This window comes from Parapedobacter luteus, assembly GCF_900168055.1.
Classification (GTDB): Bacteria; Bacteroidota; Bacteroidia; order Sphingobacteriales; family Sphingobacteriaceae; genus Parapedobacter; species Parapedobacter luteus.
In genome coordinates this window covers 529,835-549,614 of record NZ_FUYS01000003.1, presented here as the reverse complement: position 1 = coordinate 549,614, position 19,780 = coordinate 529,835, and the positions used below count along the sequence as shown (strand labels likewise).

The window sequence follows — 19,780 nt, the reverse complement described above, 5'->3', positions numbered from 1 at the left end:
TTTTTACGGTGATACATTGGGTCCTAAAACGGCTTCGATATACGGTGAAATGTCTTTCATCTCGTGTGCGATGTGTTTGGCCACCGCGGCAACATTTTCAGCGGCCAGACCGATGTACAGCGTGATGGCTGCCAAGAAAACAATCGGCACGACCAAAAGTGATTTCCTGAACGGGTTGAGCGGCTTGAACTCGTCCGCGGGCGTTTCCCCGTCCGGTGCGTCCGGCTGGTCTTTCCAGAATACCTTGGCCCATAGTTTGGCGATGACGTATAGGGTGGCAAAGCTGCCCACGATGATAGCGGCCACCAGCGCATACTGCCCGTCCATGAAGCCGGCCTCAAACAGGTAAATTTTGGGCCAGAATCCAGAGAGCGGCGGCACGCCCACCAGCGAAAAGAGCACGAGGGCCATAACCAGTGACAATAACGGGTACTCGGCATAGAGGCCGCCGAGCTTATCCATGTTCATCGTACCGCGTAGCTTCCGGATAAGGCCGGCGATAAGGAAGATATTCGTCTTGACCATGATGTCATGAAATAAATAGAGCAGCGCTCCCGTAAGCGCAATCTCCGAATACATGCCCAAGCCGCCTAACATGAAGCCGATGTGGCAGACGATAAGGTACGAAAATACCCGGCGGATATTGTTTTTGATGACCGCGCCAAAGGTGCCCGTGAGGATGGTAAATATCGCCAGGATGACCAGCAGCGTGGCCAGGAAATCGTCGGGGATGAAAATGAGGGTAAAAACACGGAACAAGGCGTAAATGCCCACTTTGGTCAATAACCCCCCGAAGACGGCCGCAACCGCAGAGGGCGGCGTATGGTACGACGAGGGCAGCCAAAAGTACAGTGGGAAGACAGCCGACTTGATGCCGAAGCCAATGATGAAGAAGCTGGCCGTGAGGTCTACCAGCTTGCGGTTTTCGAGAGCGGCGATTTTGAGCGACAGGTCGGCCATGTTGAGTGTGCCGGTGATGCCGTAAAGGATGCCGATGCCGGTGAGGAAGAACGTGGAAGCCAGGATGTTCATGGCCATGTATTTGACGGCACCCTCAATCTGCGCCTTGCGGCCACCGAGTGTCATGAGCACGAATGACGCGATGATGATCACCTCGAACCACACGTACAGGTTGAAGATGTCGCCGCTAAGAAACGCGCCGTTGAGCCCCATCAGCAGGAAATGGAATATCGGGAAATAGCCGTACAGCATGCGCCCGCGTGCGACGCCGGTGGCGGAATAAATGGATACCGCCAAGCCGGAAAACGAGGTGAGCAGCACCATGGTGCTGCTGAATACATCGGCTACGAACGTGATGCCAAAAGGCGCGTCCCATCCCGCTGCCTGCATGGTGCGGATGCCGTCGTTCCACACCGCCGTGAAGAGGCGTGTAGCCAACAGCATCGCGATGAGGCTGCCCGTGATGCTGACAATGCGCTGGGCAACGGTCTTGCGCCAGAAAAACAGCTGCACAATGGCCGTAAACAAATGAACGATTACAGGAAAAATGAGCGTATTATCAATCATATATCTTCTTCTTCCGGGGTGTTTAAATCGTCGAGGTCATCCGAATTGATCAATACGTATACCCGCTTCAACAGTACAATGGCAAAGGCCTGGAGCCCAAAGCTGATAACGATGGCCGTCAGAATCAACGCTTGGGGAATGGGATCGGCGTAGATATCGGTGAAAAGCTTGGCCGCATCATCAATGACAGGGGGTTTGCCCCGGGTGATGCCGCCTGCCAGGAAAATCATGAGGTTGGCACCATTACCCAGCAGGATGAGGCCGATGAGCAGCTTGACCATGCTCCTCCTGAGCAACATAAAAATGCCCGCCGCATACAGGACTCCGAGTAAAATGACGAGTAATAGTTCCATGGCTATTCGCTGTATTGGGATATGGTAAACAATATGGTGAGCACCACGCCAACGACCACAATGTACACGCCGATGTCAAAAAACAGTGCCGAGCCGATAAGGCCGATGACAGGGAAAGGCTCGTCAAACCACAAACCGGTCATCACCGGATCGCCGATGAGTACGGGTGCAAACATGCTCAGGACGGCAAGCCCAAGCCCTACCGGAATCAGTACGCCTGGATGGATACGGAGCAGCTTGAGTGTGTCGTCCGTGCCGTGGGTAAAGCTATGCAGCACAAAGGCAATGGAAGCGATAAGGCCACCAACAAAGCCACCGCCTGGATGGTAGTGTCCCCGCAGCAGAATGAATATCGAAAAAAGTAACAGAATGGGCAATAAGTAGCTTGATGCCGTGTTTAATATCGTGCTTTTCATGGTTATTCTTTTTCGGATGCTTTGAGCTTTAGTTTCAACAGGCTGAACACGCCTATGGCGGCGATGCTCAATACCACAATTTCGAATAGGGTGTCCATGCCACGGAAATCAACCAAAATGACGTTGACTACATTTTTTCCTTTTGCCAGGATGTAGGCATTGTCGCCGTAAAACTTGCTCACCGCGTCGTCAAACGATTGATTCAAAACCTGTATGCCTATCAGGGTAATGATTGCGCCGAATGTGGCGGCGACCACCCAATCACGTATCCGGGCACCGCGGTTGGCAAAATTGAGGAATGGCGGCAGCCGGAATAGTACCAGTACAAACAGCACCACGGTAAGGGTATCAATGGTAAACTGGGTCATGGCCAAGTCCGGTGCACTGTAAAAGACGAACAAAAGGCACATGCCGTAGCCGATGACGCTGGTGGCCACCACGACCGTAAGCCGCGAAGAGGAGGTGACCGTAAGGTAAATGGCCGCAATCAGGATGCACACGACGGCGATCTCGTAGACGCTCAGGGGCGTCAGGTAACCGGGCAACAGGTAAATGTTGCCGCCGGCAAAAAGGCGGAAGGCCAGCAGCAAGGTGGCAAATACAACGATACGGAGCAGGTACACCCGCAGGAGGCCATTGTGCAGCGTACGGGTATACCGGATGGCAAAGTGGCGTACATAATGTGTCAACTGGCTGATAACGTGTTTGGGTGACAGGTTGTTGAATCGTTCGATCCAGTCCAGACCGGAAGCCGAAGGCTTGCGCATCAGGTACAGGAAGGCACCCAATGCAAGCGTCAAGCCGCTGAGCAATAGCACCAGGTTGAAGCCGTGCCAGATTTTCAGTGGCGTGTCAATCGGCTTGTTGATCATTGCCGAGGCAGCCGGATTGAGCAGCGAAGCGTCTGCTATGGCAGGGAATGCCCCAAAGGCAATACCCAACAGGGCCAACAGCAACGGCGGTGCCCACATCAGCAACGACGGCAGGTGAATGCGTTGGTACCGATCAGGCAGCTGGCCAGTGAAGGGTTTCAGGCCGGCAAGCAGGCCGGCGTATAGCAGGAAAATATTGGTGACGACCGCAAGCGCCGTAAGGATAATGGGCATCACCCCATCGGTATGCAGCGTGGCTTCATACACCAAATCTTTGCCGATGAAGCCAAAGGTGAAAGGCAGGCCGGCGCTTGAGAGGGCGGCGAGCAAGCCCGCTATGGCCAGCGGAAACAGGACCTTCCTTAGACCGGCCAGCTGCGTAATGTCACGCGTGCCGGTTTCGTGGTCAATTACCCCGGTGATCAAAAATAATGATGCTTTGTACAGCGCATGGACCAAAATGAATACCGAGGCGGCCAGCAGCGACTGCGGCGTGCCGATACCGATAAGGAACACGAGGATACCCAGTGCAGAAATGGTCGAATAGGCCAGTATGCCTTTCAGATCGGTGCGGAATATTGAATGGAAAGCGCTGTAGAGCATGGTGATGCCGCCGATGATAATCAGCGGATAGGTCCAGTAATCGGTGCCGCCCAGTACCGGATAAAGCCGGGCCAGGAGATAGACCCCCGCCTTGACCATGGTGGCCGAGTGTAGGTATGCGGATATGGGAGTGGGCGCTTTCATTGCCCCCGGTAGCCAGAAGTGGAAGGGGAATTGCGCCGATTTGGTAAATGCGCCAGCGAAGACCAACAGGAGGATCAGCCCGTATAACACGTGGTTTTTGAGGTATTCGTTGGTCTCGACCATCGCTTGGATGGAATAGCTGCCGGATAGGTGGCCCATCAGCACCAGACCGGCCATAAGCAGGAAGCCGCCGCCGCCCGTCACCCCGAGGGCGATCAGCGAGCTTTTGCGCGAGGCGGCATTGTCGTTGTTGAAACCGATAAGAAAGAAGGAGCTGATGCTGGTAAGTTCCCAAAAGATAAAAAGCAACAGCACGTTGTCTGCAAGCACGACCCCCAGCATGGCCGCCATAAACAGGCTTAGGTACGCATAAAAACGATCAAGGTATCGATGCCCCCGGAGATAGGGGGCCGCATAGAGAAAGACCAGTGAGCCGATACCGGTGATGAGCAGGCTGAATAGCAGCGATAGCCCATCCAGGTGGAAATCGAAATTGATGCCCAATGAAGGTACCCACGGCTGATGGAACGTCACACGCTGCCCGTCGCTGACAGCGGGAATGAAGCTGACAAAATAGGCGAACAAGCTGATGGGCAGTAGTGCCGCCAGCCCCGCCAGCTTGCCTTTCAAGAACCGGCCGAAGGGGATGTAGAGAATGGAAACAATAAAACCTGCAAGTACAGCGAATAGCATCTGTTCGTTTGTTTTGTTCGCGGAAAGCGACTAAAATACGCATTTTTTTCAACGCTGATGCATAAAAGTTGAAAAAGCGGGATTAGAATCTGAAGTTTTTTTGTTATTTTTATTTATAATGTTAATATTTGGACATCCAATTGTAAACACACTGTGAATTGAGCGAGGGACTGGTTTTATTTTATGGAGTTTTGTCACGTTGGTTATCCCGGTCACAATTAAATGGAAGATCATTACAGCTTATTGCCTGAAGCGCTATTCAAAAAGTACTATCCGCGACTTTGCCATTTTGCCTGGCAATTCGTCCACGATAAGGTATTGGCCGAAGACATCGTGCAGGATGCATTCATGGCTTATTTGAAGAACTGTGATGCGTTGGTCGAAGATGACGTAGCCATTAAGAACTTTTTGTACAGCGCCGTGCGGAATGCTTGTTTCAACCTTTCGCGTCATGAAAAGGTGGTGCAGCGGTTTTTGGGATATTACCGCCCGGAAGATTTTGAGGAATCCCACGTGATGGCCAAAATCATCCGCTCGGAAGTGATGGATGAAATCCATCGTATCATGCAGGCCATGCCGGAAAGCTGCCGGCAGGTATTCCGCATGGGCTACTTGGAAGGGCTGTCTAATCTCAAGATTGCCGAAAAGCTGAACATCAGCATCAACACCGTAAAAACCCAGAAACAGCGGGGAATGAAACTTATTAAAAGCAAGTTTAATCCCGAACTCCTCGGGCTCTTGTTGCTTTTTTTTGATAGTTGATTTATTTTCTTGTCACCCTTTTACCTGCTTTCGTTTTCTTATATTAAATACGGGAGCTCGGCTTCTTCCGCGCGGTGTGTGGTTTTATGCCCTGTTGCGGTAACTAATCATGACATAAATGGATCCGAAAACGTACCAAATCGCAAAATTGGTCAGCAAGTATCTCCAAAACAACTTGTCGGAAGATGAAAATGAAGTCTTCCAGCAATGGTTGGCGGAGTCGCCGGAGCATCAGGAAATGCTGGCATCATTTCAGGGACGGGAATCGGATGCGGATATAGCGTTCTTGAACAGTATAGACACGGATGCGGCCTGGGAGCGTTTTTCGACACGAAGCACAAGAAGACGGTGGAAACGGCTGTTGGGTTTTACCGGCGTGGCGGCGGCGATAGCCCTGATTACGTTTTTGGGTATTAAATTTTCCGGACAGCTGACCAGAACGACCGCCGACCAGCAGCCTGTCCCCGACAAGCAGTATGCCAACGATGTGGCGCCCGGCAGAAGTAAGGCATTGCTGAGGCTGTCAGACGGGCGGCTGGTGGATTTAGAGGTGTACCAGCACGAGCTGCAGGAGCAGGATGGTACGCAGATCGTCACCAGCGGGGGCGAGCTGATGTATGGGCAGGGTGCAAGCCACGACGATCGGTTGATCTATAATACGCTCGTGGTGCCCAAGGCCGGGACGTTCAGCATCACGCTGTCGGATGGTACGAAAGTATGGCTGAACGCCATGTCCGAACTGCGGTTTCCGGTACACTTCGGGCCAGACGACCGGGAGGTGTTCTTGCAGGGAGAGGCTTATTTTGAAGTGGCTCATGATGTCGAAAAGCCATTCCTTGTCAATGTAAATGGCAACAAAGTGGAAGTGCTGGGCACGCATTTCAATATCAATGCATACGATAAGGTGATGTCTACCACGTTGCTGCAGGGAGCCGTGCGGGTGTCTAACCCGACAGGTGAGCGGCTGCTGGCCCCGGGACAGGAGGCGAAAGTGGGCGAACACATCACGGTGCTGCCGGCAAACATTGAGAAAGCCATCGCCTGGAAACAAGGGGATTTTTATTTTAAAAGTGATAACATCGACGAAATCATGGCCCAACTATCGCGTTGGTACGATGTGGAGGTGAAATACCAAGGGACCTACCCGACCAACAAAGGCTATAGTGGTGCCATCCGGCGGAACGTGAATATTTCCGAGGTATTGGAGATGCTGAGCTATGTAAGTGGTGCGGCGTTTACGATAGCGGGGAATACGGTGACCATAGCATTCGAATAATTACAAACTTTAACACCAAACTAACGAACATGAACGACAGCTACTACTATCGAACGTAAACCAAACCTCAAATCGGGAGTGCTCGCGTGCTCACTGATGGCTACAAAAATCTAACGCGTTTAACTAACTTATTCAATTAACCTCAATTGCATAAACGTATGCATTTTTTATTCTACAAAAAAACAGGCAAGTTAAGTGACTCAACCTTACCTAAAACACGGCTGGCCATTAAAGCGGTCTTTGTGATGATGCTGGTCTTGGCGATGGGCGTACACACAGAAAGTATGGCCAGTATTCATGCGGCAAGCGGCCTCATGCAGGAATTGACCGTAAGCGGGGTGGTGATGGACAAGCAGGGTAACGTGCTAACGCAAGCATCGGTGAATGTGAAAGGCGTTGCCGGCAGGGGGACGAACACCGACGCCGCCGGGCGTTTCACGCTCACCGTGCCGTCAAATTCGGTATTGGTGGTATCGTTTATCGGCTATGAAGCAAAAGAAATCACCGTCACGGATAGCAAGCCGATAACGGTGGTGCTGGATGAATCGTTTGCCGAACTCGATGAAGTGGTCGTCACATCATTTGGTATTCAGCGCGATCGGAAGACGTTGGGCTATGGGGTGAGTGAAATGAAAAGTGAGGAACTGACCAAAGCACCGACGACAGACGTCACGAACGCATTGTCCGGAAAAGTGGCGGGCGTGCAGGTCAGTGGCGCTGGAGGGGGCTTCGCGGGTTCAAATATCACCATCCGCGGCTTTTCGACCTTCACGGGGAGCAACCAACCGCTCTATGTGGTCGATGGGATTCCTCTGGACAACTCGGGCGGCAACAACTCGGTGAATAGCGGGGTGGTTACCTCCAGCCGGATATCGGATATCAACCCCCAGGATATCGAAAACATCAGCGTGCTGAAAGGCGCCGCTGCAACCGTGCTCTATGGTTCAAGGGCTGCTTCGGGCGTCATCCTGATTACCACCAAAAAAGGCAAGCAGGGTACGCGCAACCAGGTGACGGTAGGAACCAATACGGCGGTGGGTACGGTGAGCCGTTTTCCCGACTTCCAAAATGAATATGCGCAAGGTAGCAACGGTAATTACATCAACAACGTGGCCGGCTCGTGGGGACCGCGGATCGAAGGGCAAATCGTAGAAAACTGGTTTGGTGAGGAAGAGGTGCTACGTGCCTACCCGAATAATATACGGGATATCTTGCAGAATTCGATATCGTCCCAGAATGACCTCAGCTTTTCGGGCGCAACGGATAAGTACGATTACCGCGTTTCATATGGGTATACCAAAGAAACAGGACTGGTACCCAACAACGAACTGACACGGAATAACTTATCGGTAAACGTTGGGACGAATATCTCCGACAAGTTGCGGATTGGTACTTCGTTTTCGTATACCAATAATACCTCCGATCGGACGCAATCCGGCAACCAGGGTGCCAACCCGCTGTGGCGGGGCATCTACGCGCCGAGAAGCTATGATTTGACAAACCTGCCGTTTGAAGACGAAGAGGGTAACCAGCTGTGGTATGCGGCAGAGGATCACCCGTACTGGTCCATCAAACACATTACCAACCGTGGTGAGGTCAACCGCTTTTACGGCAATGTAAACCTTAAGTATGATATCCTGGATTGGTTGCAGGCCGACTTGAAAGTGGGTACGGATGTGTTCAACAGCGTGTCGAAAGGTTTCGACGACATGGGCGTGCGGAGTAATGCCAATACCAACTCCGCCGGCGCTGGCGGCGTCACGGATCGGTCAATGACCGTCAGGAACATCAACTCCTACTTCACTGTAACCGGCAACCGGAAAATCAGCGAGGATATCAATATATTGGCTACCGTGGGAAATGAGATTATTGCCAACTATCGCAACAGCCTCCGGGCGGATGGCCTTGGCATTGTCTTGCGAGGGTTTGATCATCAATCCAACTTTTTGACGTACAATACGGCAAACGGTACGAGCGTCAACGAGCAGCGGGCGATAGGCGTATTTGCCGACTTGGTGGTCGACTATAAGAACTTCCTTTCGGTAAACGTCAAGGCGAGGAACGATTTTTCGTCGACCTTGGCACCGGGTAACCGATCGATTTTCTATCCTGCGCTGGCCATCAGCTGGGTGCCTACCGAGGCGTTTCCTTCGCTGAAATCGGATGTGCTGTCGTCGTTGAAAATCAGGGCCAACATTGGCGAAGTGGGTAAAGGCACCAGTGCTTATGAAACCAATACGTACTATGGCCGGGCTAATGCTGGCGATGGCTTGGGATCTACGGCAGTCAATTTCCCCTTTAATGGCTTGGCAGGCTATACCTTGAACAATAGTGCCGGCAATCCGCAATTGGAGCCGGAGTTTACCCGTGAAATCGAATTGGGTACGGAAGTGTCGCTCTTCAGCGGGCGGGTGTTTCTGGATGGGTCGGTCTACCGGCGTGATACGCGCAACTTGATCTTCAACGTACCGGTGCCGTCTTCATCCGGGTTTACCAGCATATCGACCAATGCGGGCAAGTTGTCTACCAAAGGGCTTGAACTCTTGCTGCGGGTGGTGCCCGTCAAGAATGAAAACTTCAACTGGGATGCTTCCTTCAACTTCACGACCTTCCGATCAGTCGTCGAGGAGTTGGCGCCGGGGGTAGATAACATTTCCATCGGCGGCTTTACCTCGCCCAACATCCGTTTGGTTGCTGGCGAAGAATATGGCCAAATCTGGTCTAATGCGTACCAACGGAATGAGGCCGGCCAAGTGATTATCGGGGCAAACGGATTGCCAAGGCCGACCTCGGCGGTGCAACGTGTCGGAAACCCCAATCCGAAGTTTGTATTGGGATGGAACAACACGCTCTCGTTTAAGGATTTTACGTTTTCCTTCCTGTTTGACTTCAAATATAAGGGCGACCAGCTGTCGCGGACCATCGGCGATTTGCAAATCAATGGCGTAGCGGCAGAAACTGCTGAATATCCCCGGTTCAATGCGGATGGTACCCCCGCCACACCTTATGTCTTTGAAGGCGTGCTGGAAGACGGCACACCAAATAACATTGGTGTCACGGCACAGCAGTACTACGGCTTGCAGGGGAAATATGTGGCATGGGAAGGTTATGTGCTGGATGCCACCTTCCTCAAGCTTCGTGAAGCCAACTTGTCTTACCGGTTGCCGGCACGGCTGCTGGGTGGCCAAAAATTCATCAAAGCGGTTAACCTGTCGGTCTATGGGCGTAACCTGTTTATCTACGCACCGAATTATCCGCACCTGGATCCGGAGCAAAACCTGCTGGGGATTAGCAACGCAAGGGGATTGGAGTTTGGCATCCAACCAACAGCGCGTACAATTGGTGGCAGTATTCGTTTAACGCTCTAACATTGGAGACCATAGAATTAAATAAACAGATGAAAAAGCTATTCTATATTTTGTTGACGACAAGTGTCGTACTTTTCGGGTCATGTGAGAAGTTTCTCGATGTGAATGACGACCCCAATAACGTGACGGACGTGCAAGTCACCCAGTTGCTGCCTTCAGTGACCGTCAATGTAGGCTACATGGGAGCAAGCGATTTGTTTCGCTACGCCTCGCTTTTGGTGCAGCAGTTCAGTGGCCATGGCCCCAATACCGGTTTCGGTACGTTTAGGGAGTACGAGCGCTACAACATCAATGACTCGGACGTAAACAACCAATGGGTACGTATCTTCGGAACAACACTGAGCGATGCCCAGCTCCTGATAGATAAAGCAACGGAGGGCGGAAGCCCGCACTACGCCGGCGTGGGTAAACTGCTGAAAGCGTATGTGTATCAAATCGTGGTAGACTCATGGGGCGATGTACCTTACTTCAATGCGGCGAAGCATGCCGAAAACCTGTATCCCGAAGTGGACGATGATGAAGCAATATATGCTGATCTGATCCGGTTGATCAATGAAGGGATTGCCGATATCAATGCGGCAAGCTCCACCTTGTCGCCCAATCAGTATTCCACAATCTATACAAGTAACGATTGGCCTTCAGCACGGGAAAAATGGGAGAAATTCGGCAATACCTTGAAACTACGGATCTTCCTGCATTATAGTGCAAAAGATGCGGCGTTCGCGTCGCAGCAAATCACTGCGTTGATTAACAGCGGCGCACAGTTTATGGAAAGCAATGACGACAGCTTCCAGATGCCGTTTTTGGCCGAATCGCAGCGCCAGAACCCGCTGTATAGCATGGAAAACGGCCAGTTCAGGAATCAGTTTTTTCCGAACAGGTTCCTCGTGGATTTGATGAACAGCAACGATGATCCGCGCAGGCGTTCGTATTTCGTGCCATTCCCCTACAATTCGAGCCCGGCTACTTACCGGGGGGCGAGCTTCCTGGATATTGAGCCATCGTCGGCTTATTCGCGCATCCATTCGTACGTCTATGGGACGGCGTCGGCAGTTGATCCGGCTCGGATAAACCCCAATGGCAGCCTGCAGGACGGTGCGATTACCTACGGTGGCGATGGTCCGGCGCGGTTGCTCACCTATGCCGAATATAACTTCATCCGCGCCGAGGCAGCGCTGCTCTACGGCGCCGCTGGCGACCCGAATGCGTTTTTTGCGGAGGGGATCCGGGCATCCATGCTGGAAGCAGGGTTGACGCAGGCAGAAATAGACGGCTACTTGGCTGAGCACGGTACGCTTAGCGGTACCAACGCGCAACGGCTGGAACAAATCATCACCGAAAAGTATGTGGCAAATTATGCCGTGCTGGTAGAACCGTGGACGGACTACCGCAGGACAGGCTACCCGAGCTTGGTGCCGCATCAGCAGCCGGCTGCCATCTATGATGAGGTGCCACGGTTGTTGCCTTATGCGCAATCTGAAATCAATAATAACCCGCACATCACGCAACGATCGTCATTGCTTGATCGGGCATTTTGGGATACCAGGCAATAGCCAGCGGTAGGCTCATCGCTGGGTTAAAAATTTTTTACTTTAATAACCTTTTAAACAATAAGCTATATGAGGAAGAGAACAATGTTAATGATGGTTTTGTTGACGGTACTGTATGTCGCAAATCTGCACGCCCAACGGATACCGTGGGCAGATTCGACGATCGTCACCAAGCATGAAGTGACGGTCAAAGGACAGCGTTTTGGCTACACCGCAACGACAGGCACACAACCGGTATGGGATGAGGAGGGCAAACCCATTGCTGCTGTGCATTACACGTATTACGAACGGAATGATGTAAAAGACAGGGATGCACGGCCGTTGGTCATCTCCTTCAACGGGGGGCCGGGATCGGGGTCGGTGTGGATGCATATCGCGTATACCGGCCCGCGGTTGCTCAATATCGACGATGAAGGGTATCCGTTGCAGCCGTATGGAATTAAGGAAAATCCGTATTCTATACTTGACGTGGCTGATATTGTGTTCGTCGACCCGATCAATACCGGCTATTCGCGAATCCTGGATAAGAATGCGGACCGCAAGCAGTTCTTTGGTACAAATGCAGACATCAAATACCTGGCGGAATGGTTGAACACGTTTGTCTCCCGGACGAACCGGTGGCCCTCGCCTAAGTATCTTATCGGCGAAAGTTATGGAACTACCCGGGTTTCCGGCTTGGCACTCGAACTGCAAAACGCGCAATGGATGTACCTGAACGGCGTCATATTGGTGTCGCCGACAGATTTGGGCATCGATAGGGGCACGGCGCTGGAGAAGGCCCTGCGTTGGCCTTATTATGCCGCTACCGCCTGGTTCCACAAGGCTTTGCCGGCGGATTTGCAGCAGAAAGATCTGACAGACATGCTGCCCGAAGTCGAGGAGTTTACCATGAACGAGCTTATCCCCGCGATAGCCAAGGGTGGGAGCTTACCCCAAGCAGAGCGGGAGCAGATCGCCGCAAAAATGGCCCGTTATTCCGGCATTTCGCAAAAGGTGATTCTGCAGCATAACTTCGATATCACGACGTCGTTCTTCTGGAAAGAACTGTTGCGCGATAGAGGGTATAACGTTGGCCGTCTGGACTCGCGGTATTTGGGTATCGACTTCAAAGAGGGTGGCGAACGCCCGGACTATGCGGCGGAATTGACCTCTTGGTTGCATTCGTTTACGCCGGCCATCAATTACTATTACAAGAATCATCTGAACTATCAGACGGATGTAAAGTACAACATGTTTGGCCCCGTTCATCCTTGGGACAGAAGCAACGACAATACCGGGCTGAACCTGCGCCAGGCCATGGCACAAAATCCTTACCTGCACGTCATGGTGCAATCGGGCTACTACGACGGCGCTTGCGATTACTTCAATGCCAAATACAACCTGTGGCAGATGGATCCTTCTGGAAAGTTGTTGGACAGGACAAGTTTCAAAGGGTACCGCAGTGGCCACATGATGTACTTGAGGAAGCAGGATTTGGAAACGGCTAATGAGGATATCCGGGAGTTTATCAAAAATTCAACGCCGGCTAAAGGCCAGCCTGCTAAGTATTAGCGCTGGCCGCATGGCCGGCCATGCGGTTCCAAAATCAGGACGTCATGAAAAGAATATGGATATGCTGCTTTTTGGTGTTTGCAGCGCTTGCCCAGGGCATTTGCCAGGATCTGGTCAATGATACCGGCGCTGCGCTGAAACACCTGGAAGAACACCGCCAGAAGCTCCGCGCTCAGCTTAAACAGGGGGGGCGCGATATGTACGGCATCCTGGACGGCATGTTGGCGGTAGGGCTGTGGGATGAGGTGCTGTCATACCTGGATGCGGGGGCTAACGTGACCGAGGTGGAAGAGGCGGTGCTGCGCGCGGAGTATTGGTGGTTGAATAATGATTTTGATAGGGCAGCGCGTGAACTCCGGTCGGTGAAGGCAGCAGCTAACCGCTCGCCCTTGGTGGCACGCATGGAGGCGACATTGCTTATCGAAGCCTGGAAATTGCCCGAAGCTGAAGCACGCTGCAAAGACATGCTGGCATCCAACCCGGAAGATGAGCGGCTCAGGGCCGTGCTGGGCAGGGCGCTGTTGCTGCAGAAGAAATACGATGAGGCGCTCGCACTGGCCAAGGACATGCAGCGGCGGAACCCGCAGTCTGCGGCGGCCTATCTGTTGGAGGGCGACGTGTACTTCTGGGACCAGCGGCCGGCACTTGCCGAGGCACCGATATTTCGGTGCCTGGAGCTGAATCCCCTGGAGGCCAATGCGCGGTTTAGCTACGGATACGCTATATGGCGACGGATAGATGCTACTCAGCTGGACGATATGGCGGGTCAGTGGGAGGTGGCCTTGGCCATCAACCCATTGCATTTCCAAACCCATTGGCACTGGGGCAATGGCCATACGAACCTGACCTTCGCTGATTATGTCGATAACGATGAAAAGGCCATACGGGCGAAATTGGAAGCGGCTGATCAGCTGGTGCGGGAAGGTAACGTCGATCAGGCACTGGTTGTGACCCGGGAGGTCGAAAAGGAGTACAACCACTCGGTATTGCCACTCATGCACCGTGCGTCTATTTATTACAGCGATTTCGATCATCCCGAAAGGCTGGCAAGATTGGATACCGCCCAAGCGATATTTTTGGAGATACTGGCAAGGAAGCAGCATTATGGGCCGGCCCATAATGGCTTGTCTGCCGTCATCAAATCGAAGCGGATACCCTACTTGGCTTCGTACGATTCGGTTACGGCGGAGTTGAAGCATACAACCATTCACGATTGGGACAATTTTGCGAAAGTATTCCCCGATGTGACGTATTACCCAGGTGAGATAGCAAAAGGCATGGTCTGGAATCAGCTGTATAGCGCGGTGGTTTATTTCCCGTTTTTGACGAAACAAAACAATGCGTTCGTGATACCGCCGCTGCATATCGATCTTGCGATTGCCATGAAATCGCCGCATTTCAGGTTCAATACGACATTTGATAATAGACAATGGATGGACATCCGTGGGGTTGGCAGCGGCGCGGCGGATATCGGGTACGTTGAGCGGGGGGCGTACGGCGAACGGAATGTGATCTTGCATGAGTATGTCCATTTGTTCCATGGCCGCGTGCTCACCGATGAGCAGAACAGGCGTATCAGGGCCTTGTACTTCAACGCGATGGAAAAGGGATTGACGCTGGATTATTATTCGCAAAATAATGAGTCGGAGTACTTGGCGCAGACCTATCCGGCTTACTTTGAACACGTGAAGGTGCACCCGTTGGACTTTAAGTCCATGAATACGCATCATGACCTGACGACGAAAGATCCGGAAATGTACCAGTTTTTGCAGGAGCTTACGGCAAACGAGGCTGCTTACCTCGCCGGCAACAAGGATGCGATGGCATCCAATTGGGCCCAAGTGTACCTCAACCTCAGCAACCGTGCACAGCGGGCAGACGTCAACTTGGCGCAGCGCTACTTGGATACGGCCTTGACGTATGATAGCCGATACTTACCTGCATTGCTTGCATACGCACGCCTGAAGTTATCAACCGGTGATTTTGCCGGCGCAAAGGGCTATGTGCAACAGGTCGTGGAGCTGGATAGCGGGTATGCGCCAGCTTACGTGGTGAAAGCTGAAATCGTGGGCAGGGAATCGGGCGATAACGACGCTGCAATAGGCGAACAGGCGATGCTCTATGATAAGGCGGTGGCGATAGAGACTGATTTTCAGATCAAAGCACAAAATGCCATCCAACTGCGCACCTTTTATCATCGGAATGGCTTGATTGCCGAGGCGATCAAGGCGGCTGGCCAATATGTGGCCATCGGTGCCGAGGTATCTACTTATCTGCGGGACCGCAAGGATGATGCACGGGCGTATGCGGCTACCGAACGCGCGTTGCTGGGGATTGCTGCTCCGTTGGCTGAATTGGCTTCACTGGTGGCCAAAAGGCCGCAAAATTACAACCTGCGCGGGAGCTATGCCGATGCATTGATGGCCAATGGCCGGTATGCAGAAGCCGTGACCACCTTATTGGAGGCGCAGCGCATTCTGGAAGCGTCGTCAAGCGGCCGTCCGGATTTTGAATTGCGGATAGCTGAGGCCTACGCCATGCAGCCAGGCAAGGCGGATTCCCTGAATGTGTATCTCGGAAAGTTGCTGGTGAACGGGATAGACCCTGACCGGCTGGATGAACTGCACAACCAACGCTTGGTGCGCCTGCTGAGTAAAGCAGGTAAAGGCCAGGAGGCAGCGGCACTGTTCGATAAGCTTCCGCAAGACGGTGACCGCTTTTACCGCTCTTCCCGGGCGTTGTCTGCTGCACAGCTGGCCGTGCAGGATGGCCGCGCCGAGGAGGCTATTGCGCTATTTGAGCAAGCCATCCGGCACAACCGTTATCAGGTGCAAGCCTACCAAGGGCTGAAAGACCTGTACAATGGCGATGATACAGCAATCGGCCGACTGGACAGGACACTTGAGGGATTGAAGGCCGACGTGGCGACGGAATAAGATTAAAAAATGCTCCATGTAGGCCAAAAACCGGTAGCAGCAGACCGGTTTTGGCCGCATGGGGTTATTAAACGAATAAAAATTGCGGTTCTTGTCACCCCGATTGGGACGCTTCGTTTCTTTATAGTAACTAACTGGTATCCAACAAATCAAAAACGATGGAAAAACCCGACAAAATGGAAAAAATGCTGGATTTGAAAAGAAAAAGCTTGTAAAAGAAGAACGGGAGTGTTGGCAGCACTCCCGGAAGGTTAAAAGCTAAACAAGTATCAATTAATCTATCAATTAACCCTTAATTAGGCAAAAGTATGAAATACTTTTCAATTGGCAAGGGTATGCCAAACCGTAAATGCTGGTATGCTCGGTGCACTAAATTCCTAATCGCTGTGAAGATTACTTGTTTGTTGCTTATTGCATTTGTAGCTGGCGCGTATGCGGAAAGCAGCGCGCAGAAGGTGACGCTGTCCCTAAAGAATGCTAAGCTCGAACATGTTTTTAGCGAAATCACCAAACAGACGGACTATCGTTTTCTGTACAGCGATGAAGTAGTCCAGTCATCGGACCTGGTGAGTATTTCGGTAAAGAATGCCGATATACAGCACGTGCTGAACCGTGTGATTTATCCACAGGGCATGGCCTACAAAATTATTTCGGAAACGATCATCATCACGCTTCCGAAGGCGCAGTTTGCCAACATGAAGCATGAAATGGCCACGCCTGTGCAGGAAGAAGTGACCATTACCGGCACGGTTAAAGACGCGGGTGGCGAAAGCTTGGCCGGGGCTACGGTATCGGTGAAAAACCAGGCAAGTATCGGTACAAAAACGGATACCGAGGGTGGATTTACCCTGCGGGTGCCCAAAAATGCTACCATTCAGGTGTCTTATATCGGCTATTTACCAAAGGAAGTGACGGTGACAAACGAGGGCCCTTACCACGTCCAGCTGCAGGAAGACGCGTCGCAGTTGGATGAAGTGGTGGTGGTGGGGTATGGCGAGCAGAGCCGCCGGACAGTGACCAGCGCTATTGCCCGTGTGGATGGTGAAACGCTGAAAGATCTACCCATGCCAAGCCCCGATCAGATGCTCCAGGGACGGGCCCCGGGGGTACAGGTGACGGCCGCCTCCGGTGAGCCGGGCGCAGGCATGGTGGTGCGGGTACGGGGGAGTACGTCCATCAATGCCAGCTCCGAGCCGTTGTATGTCATCGATGGTGTGCCGATTGTGTCACAGAACCTGGCAAGGACGACCTTCGGCCAACCGACCAACCCGCTTGCGGATTTGAATCCATCCGACATTGAGTCTATGGAAATATTGAAAGATGCGGCGGCGACGGCAATCTATGGCGCCAGGGCGGCCAACGGGGTGGTCCTGATCACGACGAAACGTGGGAAATCCGGTAAGCCGACGATCTCGATTTCGAGCTATGCGGGTACTTCCAAGGCGTGGAAAGACCCGAATGAACTGCGCGTTGACGGCCCGGCATTCGAGCGGTTGCAAAATGAGGCGGCGGCCAATAACTGGATAGACCGCTATGGAAGCCTCGATGCACTGAACCCTTCGGGAGCGGCCTTTGCCCCGCCATATGCCAATCCCGATAATGCCATAAATACCAATTGGATGGATCCCATCATGCAGCAGGGGGCGATGTACAATGTCGATGCCTCAATCTCAGGGGGCAACGAACGGATACGCTATATGGTGTCTGCCAATAATTTTAATCAGGAAGGGATCATGAAGCCGGTCATGTTTAATCGCAAATCGTTTCGGAGCAACATCGACTTTTCGGCGGCCGACCGCTTAAAATTCGGAACGAGTATCTTTTATTCCAACAGCCGGCGCAACCGGATTCAAAATGGGAACAACATCAACTCCGCGTTGGCCAATGCGTTTTTCTATCCAAGCAATATCCCGGCCTACAACGAGGACGGATCGTACAACCGCCCGGTTTGGGAAAGCCCGCTGGCCATTGTCAACGAGACGGACTACTTGATGAATACAAACCGGCTTATCGGTAATTTCTTTGCAGATTGGACAATCATCGAGGGACTGGTGTTTCGGACGACCTGGAGCTTGGACAATAACTACATCCAGGAAGACAACTATGCAAATACCAAGATGGTGGCCGGTGCGGGCGTAGGTGGTGAGGCGACGAGCAGCGTGGTCAACGACCTGAATTGGATCAATGAAAATATACTGACCTATAAGACCAGTTTCAATGCTGTACACAACCTGGACTTCCTGGCGGGCACGACGTTCCAAAAAAATAAAAATACGTTTGTGACTGCAACGGGACAGGGATTCCCCAGTGACAGCTTTAGAAAAATATCTTCGGCGGCTGTCAAGAATTCAAGTGGCGATGAAAGCGAATGGGCAATAGCTTCGGTGTTTGGCCGGATAAATTATGACTTCCAACAGAAATACCTCGTCAGTGTAAACATGCGGTACGATGGCTCTTCTCGGTTCGGTGCCAACAATCGCTGGGGATTGTTCCCCTCGGCATCGTTGGGCTGGGTGATGTCAGATGAAGCCTTCATGCAGCAGCTGCCGGTGATCTCGCAGTGGAAATGGCGCGTCAGCTATGGTGTAACTGGTAACCAAAGCGGTATTGGTAACTATGCGTCCCTGGGGTTGTGGGGAGGTCAGCGAGGCGGTTATCGGGGCGGCGGCGGAACCACACCGGGTGCCGGTGGAGCGGCTTCTTATGGCGACTTGGCTGGGTTCAATCCGGTGCAGCTGGCCAATCCGGACCTGAAATGGGAGACCACCGCCCAACTGAATATCGGGGTCGATATCGGCTTTTTCAACAACAGATTGGGCTTGACGTTGGACTATTATGACAAGCAGACAAAGGACCTGTTGCTGGAAGTGCCTACGCCGAGATCTACCGGATATAGCGTGATGCTGCAAAACTACGGCGAAATGGAAAACCGGGGTATTGAGCTCGGGATCAATGCCCAGGCGATTAACAATGAGCAATTTTCGTGGGATATCAATTTGAATGTGTCGCAAAACAGGAACTTGATTAAGAAGCTTGCTTCGCCTTTCAACCAATTTTCACGGGAATATATTCGGCTGGAAGAAGGATATCCGCTGTATTCGTTTTATGTGCATGAACAATTGGGGGTTGACCCTCAAACGGGAAATATCATCTGGCGGACGGGCGACGACGGCCAGTTTAACGTAAACAGAGACCGCTTCATTTCGGATAAAAATGCTTGGCCCGATTTCCAGGGCGGGCTCACCAATACCTGGCGGTATAAGGATTTTGACCTGTCTGCTTTCCTGCAGTTTAGTTACGGAAATTATGTATTCAACTACAACCGTTACTTTTTCGAACATGGTGGCGAGCGGACCACAGGCTACAGTGCGCAGCAGTTGGACCGGTGGCAACAGCCGGGCGATGTGACCGATATTCCGCGGATGGCAAACATCAACTACAATGTCAACTACCGCCCATCAAGGCATATTGAGGATGCGTCTTATCTACGGCTGAAAAACATCAGCCTGGGGTATTCGCTGCCAAGCAGCGCCATCCAAAAATTGGGGCTTAGCCAGTTGCGGCTGTATGTGTCTGGACAAAACGTGCTGACGTTTACCAACTATACTGGATTGGATCCCGAGGTGTCGGTAAGCCCGTCAGAAACCGTTCAAGGCATAGACCAGGGTGTAATGCCACAGCCGCGAGTGTGGATGGGGGGAATAAATCTAACATTCTAAAAATTACTGC

The 19,780-nt window shown here is 52.3% G+C and carries 11 protein-coding genes; 7 read left to right on the top strand and 4 right to left on the bottom strand.

Annotation, left to right across the window (positions count from 1 at the left end):
- Positions 1-3: 3 nt before the first annotated feature.
- From B5X72_RS08900 to B5X72_RS08885, 4 genes are read right to left on the bottom strand one after another with little or no spacing between them, the layout of a single operon-like run.
- Positions 4-1,527, bottom strand: a complete 1,524-nt coding sequence (locus B5X72_RS08900; RefSeq protein WP_079716479.1) for a proton-conducting transporter transmembrane domain-containing protein — start codon at positions 1,525-1,527, stop codon at positions 4-6.
- Positions 1,524-1,880: a Na+/H+ antiporter subunit C gene (locus B5X72_RS08895; RefSeq protein WP_079716478.1), complete on the bottom strand. Its 357-nt coding sequence runs from the start codon at positions 1,878-1,880 to the stop codon at positions 1,524-1,526. The genes B5X72_RS08900 and B5X72_RS08895 overlap by 4 nt, the downstream gene beginning before the upstream one ends.
- Positions 1,881-1,882: 2 nt before the next feature.
- Complete coding sequence (locus B5X72_RS08890) at positions 1,883-2,296, bottom strand: Na+/H+ antiporter subunit B (protein ID WP_079716477.1); 414 nt, start codon at positions 2,294-2,296, stop codon at positions 1,883-1,885.
- A gap of 2 nt (positions 2,297-2,298) precedes the next feature.
- Positions 2,299-4,608, bottom strand: coding sequence for a putative monovalent cation/H+ antiporter subunit A (locus B5X72_RS08885; RefSeq protein ID WP_079716476.1), 2,310 nt, complete (start codon positions 4,606-4,608; stop codon positions 2,299-2,301).
- 222 nt (positions 4,609-4,830) lie between these two features.
- On the opposite strand from B5X72_RS08885, the gene B5X72_RS08880 reads away from it, so the two are divergent.
- From B5X72_RS08880 to B5X72_RS08850, 7 genes are all read left to right on the top strand, one after another.
- Entirely contained in the window at positions 4,831-5,370 is a 540-nt protein-coding gene (locus B5X72_RS08880) for an RNA polymerase sigma-70 factor (RefSeq protein ID WP_079716475.1), read from the top strand.
- Positions 5,371-5,488: 118 nt separating this feature from the next.
- A complete protein-coding gene (locus B5X72_RS08875; protein ID WP_079716474.1) occupies positions 5,489-6,646 on the top strand; it encodes a FecR family protein in 1,158 nt (385 codons plus the stop codon).
- A 158-nt stretch (positions 6,647-6,804) separates the two neighbouring features.
- A complete protein-coding gene (locus tag B5X72_RS08870) occupies positions 6,805-10,014 on the top strand; it encodes a SusC/RagA family TonB-linked outer membrane protein (RefSeq protein WP_079716473.1) in 3,210 nt (1,069 codons plus the stop codon).
- Positions 10,015-10,043: 29 nt separating this feature from the next.
- On the top strand, positions 10,044-11,567 hold the full coding sequence (locus B5X72_RS08865) for a SusD/RagB family nutrient-binding outer membrane lipoprotein (RefSeq protein WP_079716472.1): 1,524 nt from the start codon (positions 10,044-10,046) through the stop codon (positions 11,565-11,567).
- 66 nt (positions 11,568-11,633) lie between these two features.
- On the top strand, positions 11,634-13,115 hold the full coding sequence (locus B5X72_RS08860; protein ID WP_079716471.1) for a S10 family peptidase: 1,482 nt from the start codon (positions 11,634-11,636) through the stop codon (positions 13,113-13,115).
- Between the two features lie 44 nt (positions 13,116-13,159).
- Complete coding sequence (locus B5X72_RS08855; RefSeq protein WP_139378607.1) at positions 13,160-16,051, top strand: tetratricopeptide repeat protein; 2,892 nt, start codon at positions 13,160-13,162, stop codon at positions 16,049-16,051.
- A gap of 386 nt (positions 16,052-16,437) precedes the next feature.
- Complete coding sequence (locus tag B5X72_RS08850) at positions 16,438-19,770, top strand: TonB-dependent receptor (protein WP_200122186.1); 3,333 nt, start codon at positions 16,438-16,440, stop codon at positions 19,768-19,770.
- The last annotated feature ends 10 nt before the right edge of the window (positions 19,771-19,780 follow it).

Excerpts from the sequence above, each read along its gene's own strand:
- B5X72_RS08900 (WP_079716479.1), bottom strand. The coding sequence starts at position 1,527 with ATGATTGATAATACGCTCATTTTTCCTGTAATCGTTCATTTGTTTACG.
- B5X72_RS08895 (WP_079716478.1), bottom strand. The coding sequence starts at position 1,880 with ATGGAACTATTACTCGTCATTTTACTCGGAGTCCTGTATGCGGCGGGC.
- B5X72_RS08890 (WP_079716477.1), bottom strand. The coding sequence starts at position 2,296 with ATGAAAAGCACGATATTAAACACGGCATCAAGCTACTTATTGCCCATT.
- B5X72_RS08885 (WP_079716476.1), bottom strand. The coding sequence starts at position 4,608 with ATGCTATTCGCTGTACTTGCAGGTTTTATTGTTTCCATTCTCTACATC.
- B5X72_RS08880 (WP_079716475.1), top strand. The coding sequence starts at position 4,831 with ATGGAAGATCATTACAGCTTATTGCCTGAAGCGCTATTCAAAAAGTAC.
- B5X72_RS08875 (WP_079716474.1), top strand. The coding sequence starts at position 5,489 with ATGGATCCGAAAACGTACCAAATCGCAAAATTGGTCAGCAAGTATCTC.
- B5X72_RS08870 (WP_079716473.1), top strand. The coding sequence starts at position 6,805 with ATGCATTTTTTATTCTACAAAAAAACAGGCAAGTTAAGTGACTCAACC.
- B5X72_RS08865 (WP_079716472.1), top strand. The coding sequence starts at position 10,044 with ATGAAAAAGCTATTCTATATTTTGTTGACGACAAGTGTCGTACTTTTC.
- B5X72_RS08860 (WP_079716471.1), top strand. The coding sequence starts at position 11,634 with ATGAGGAAGAGAACAATGTTAATGATGGTTTTGTTGACGGTACTGTAT.
- B5X72_RS08855 (WP_139378607.1), top strand. The coding sequence starts at position 13,160 with ATGAAAAGAATATGGATATGCTGCTTTTTGGTGTTTGCAGCGCTTGCC.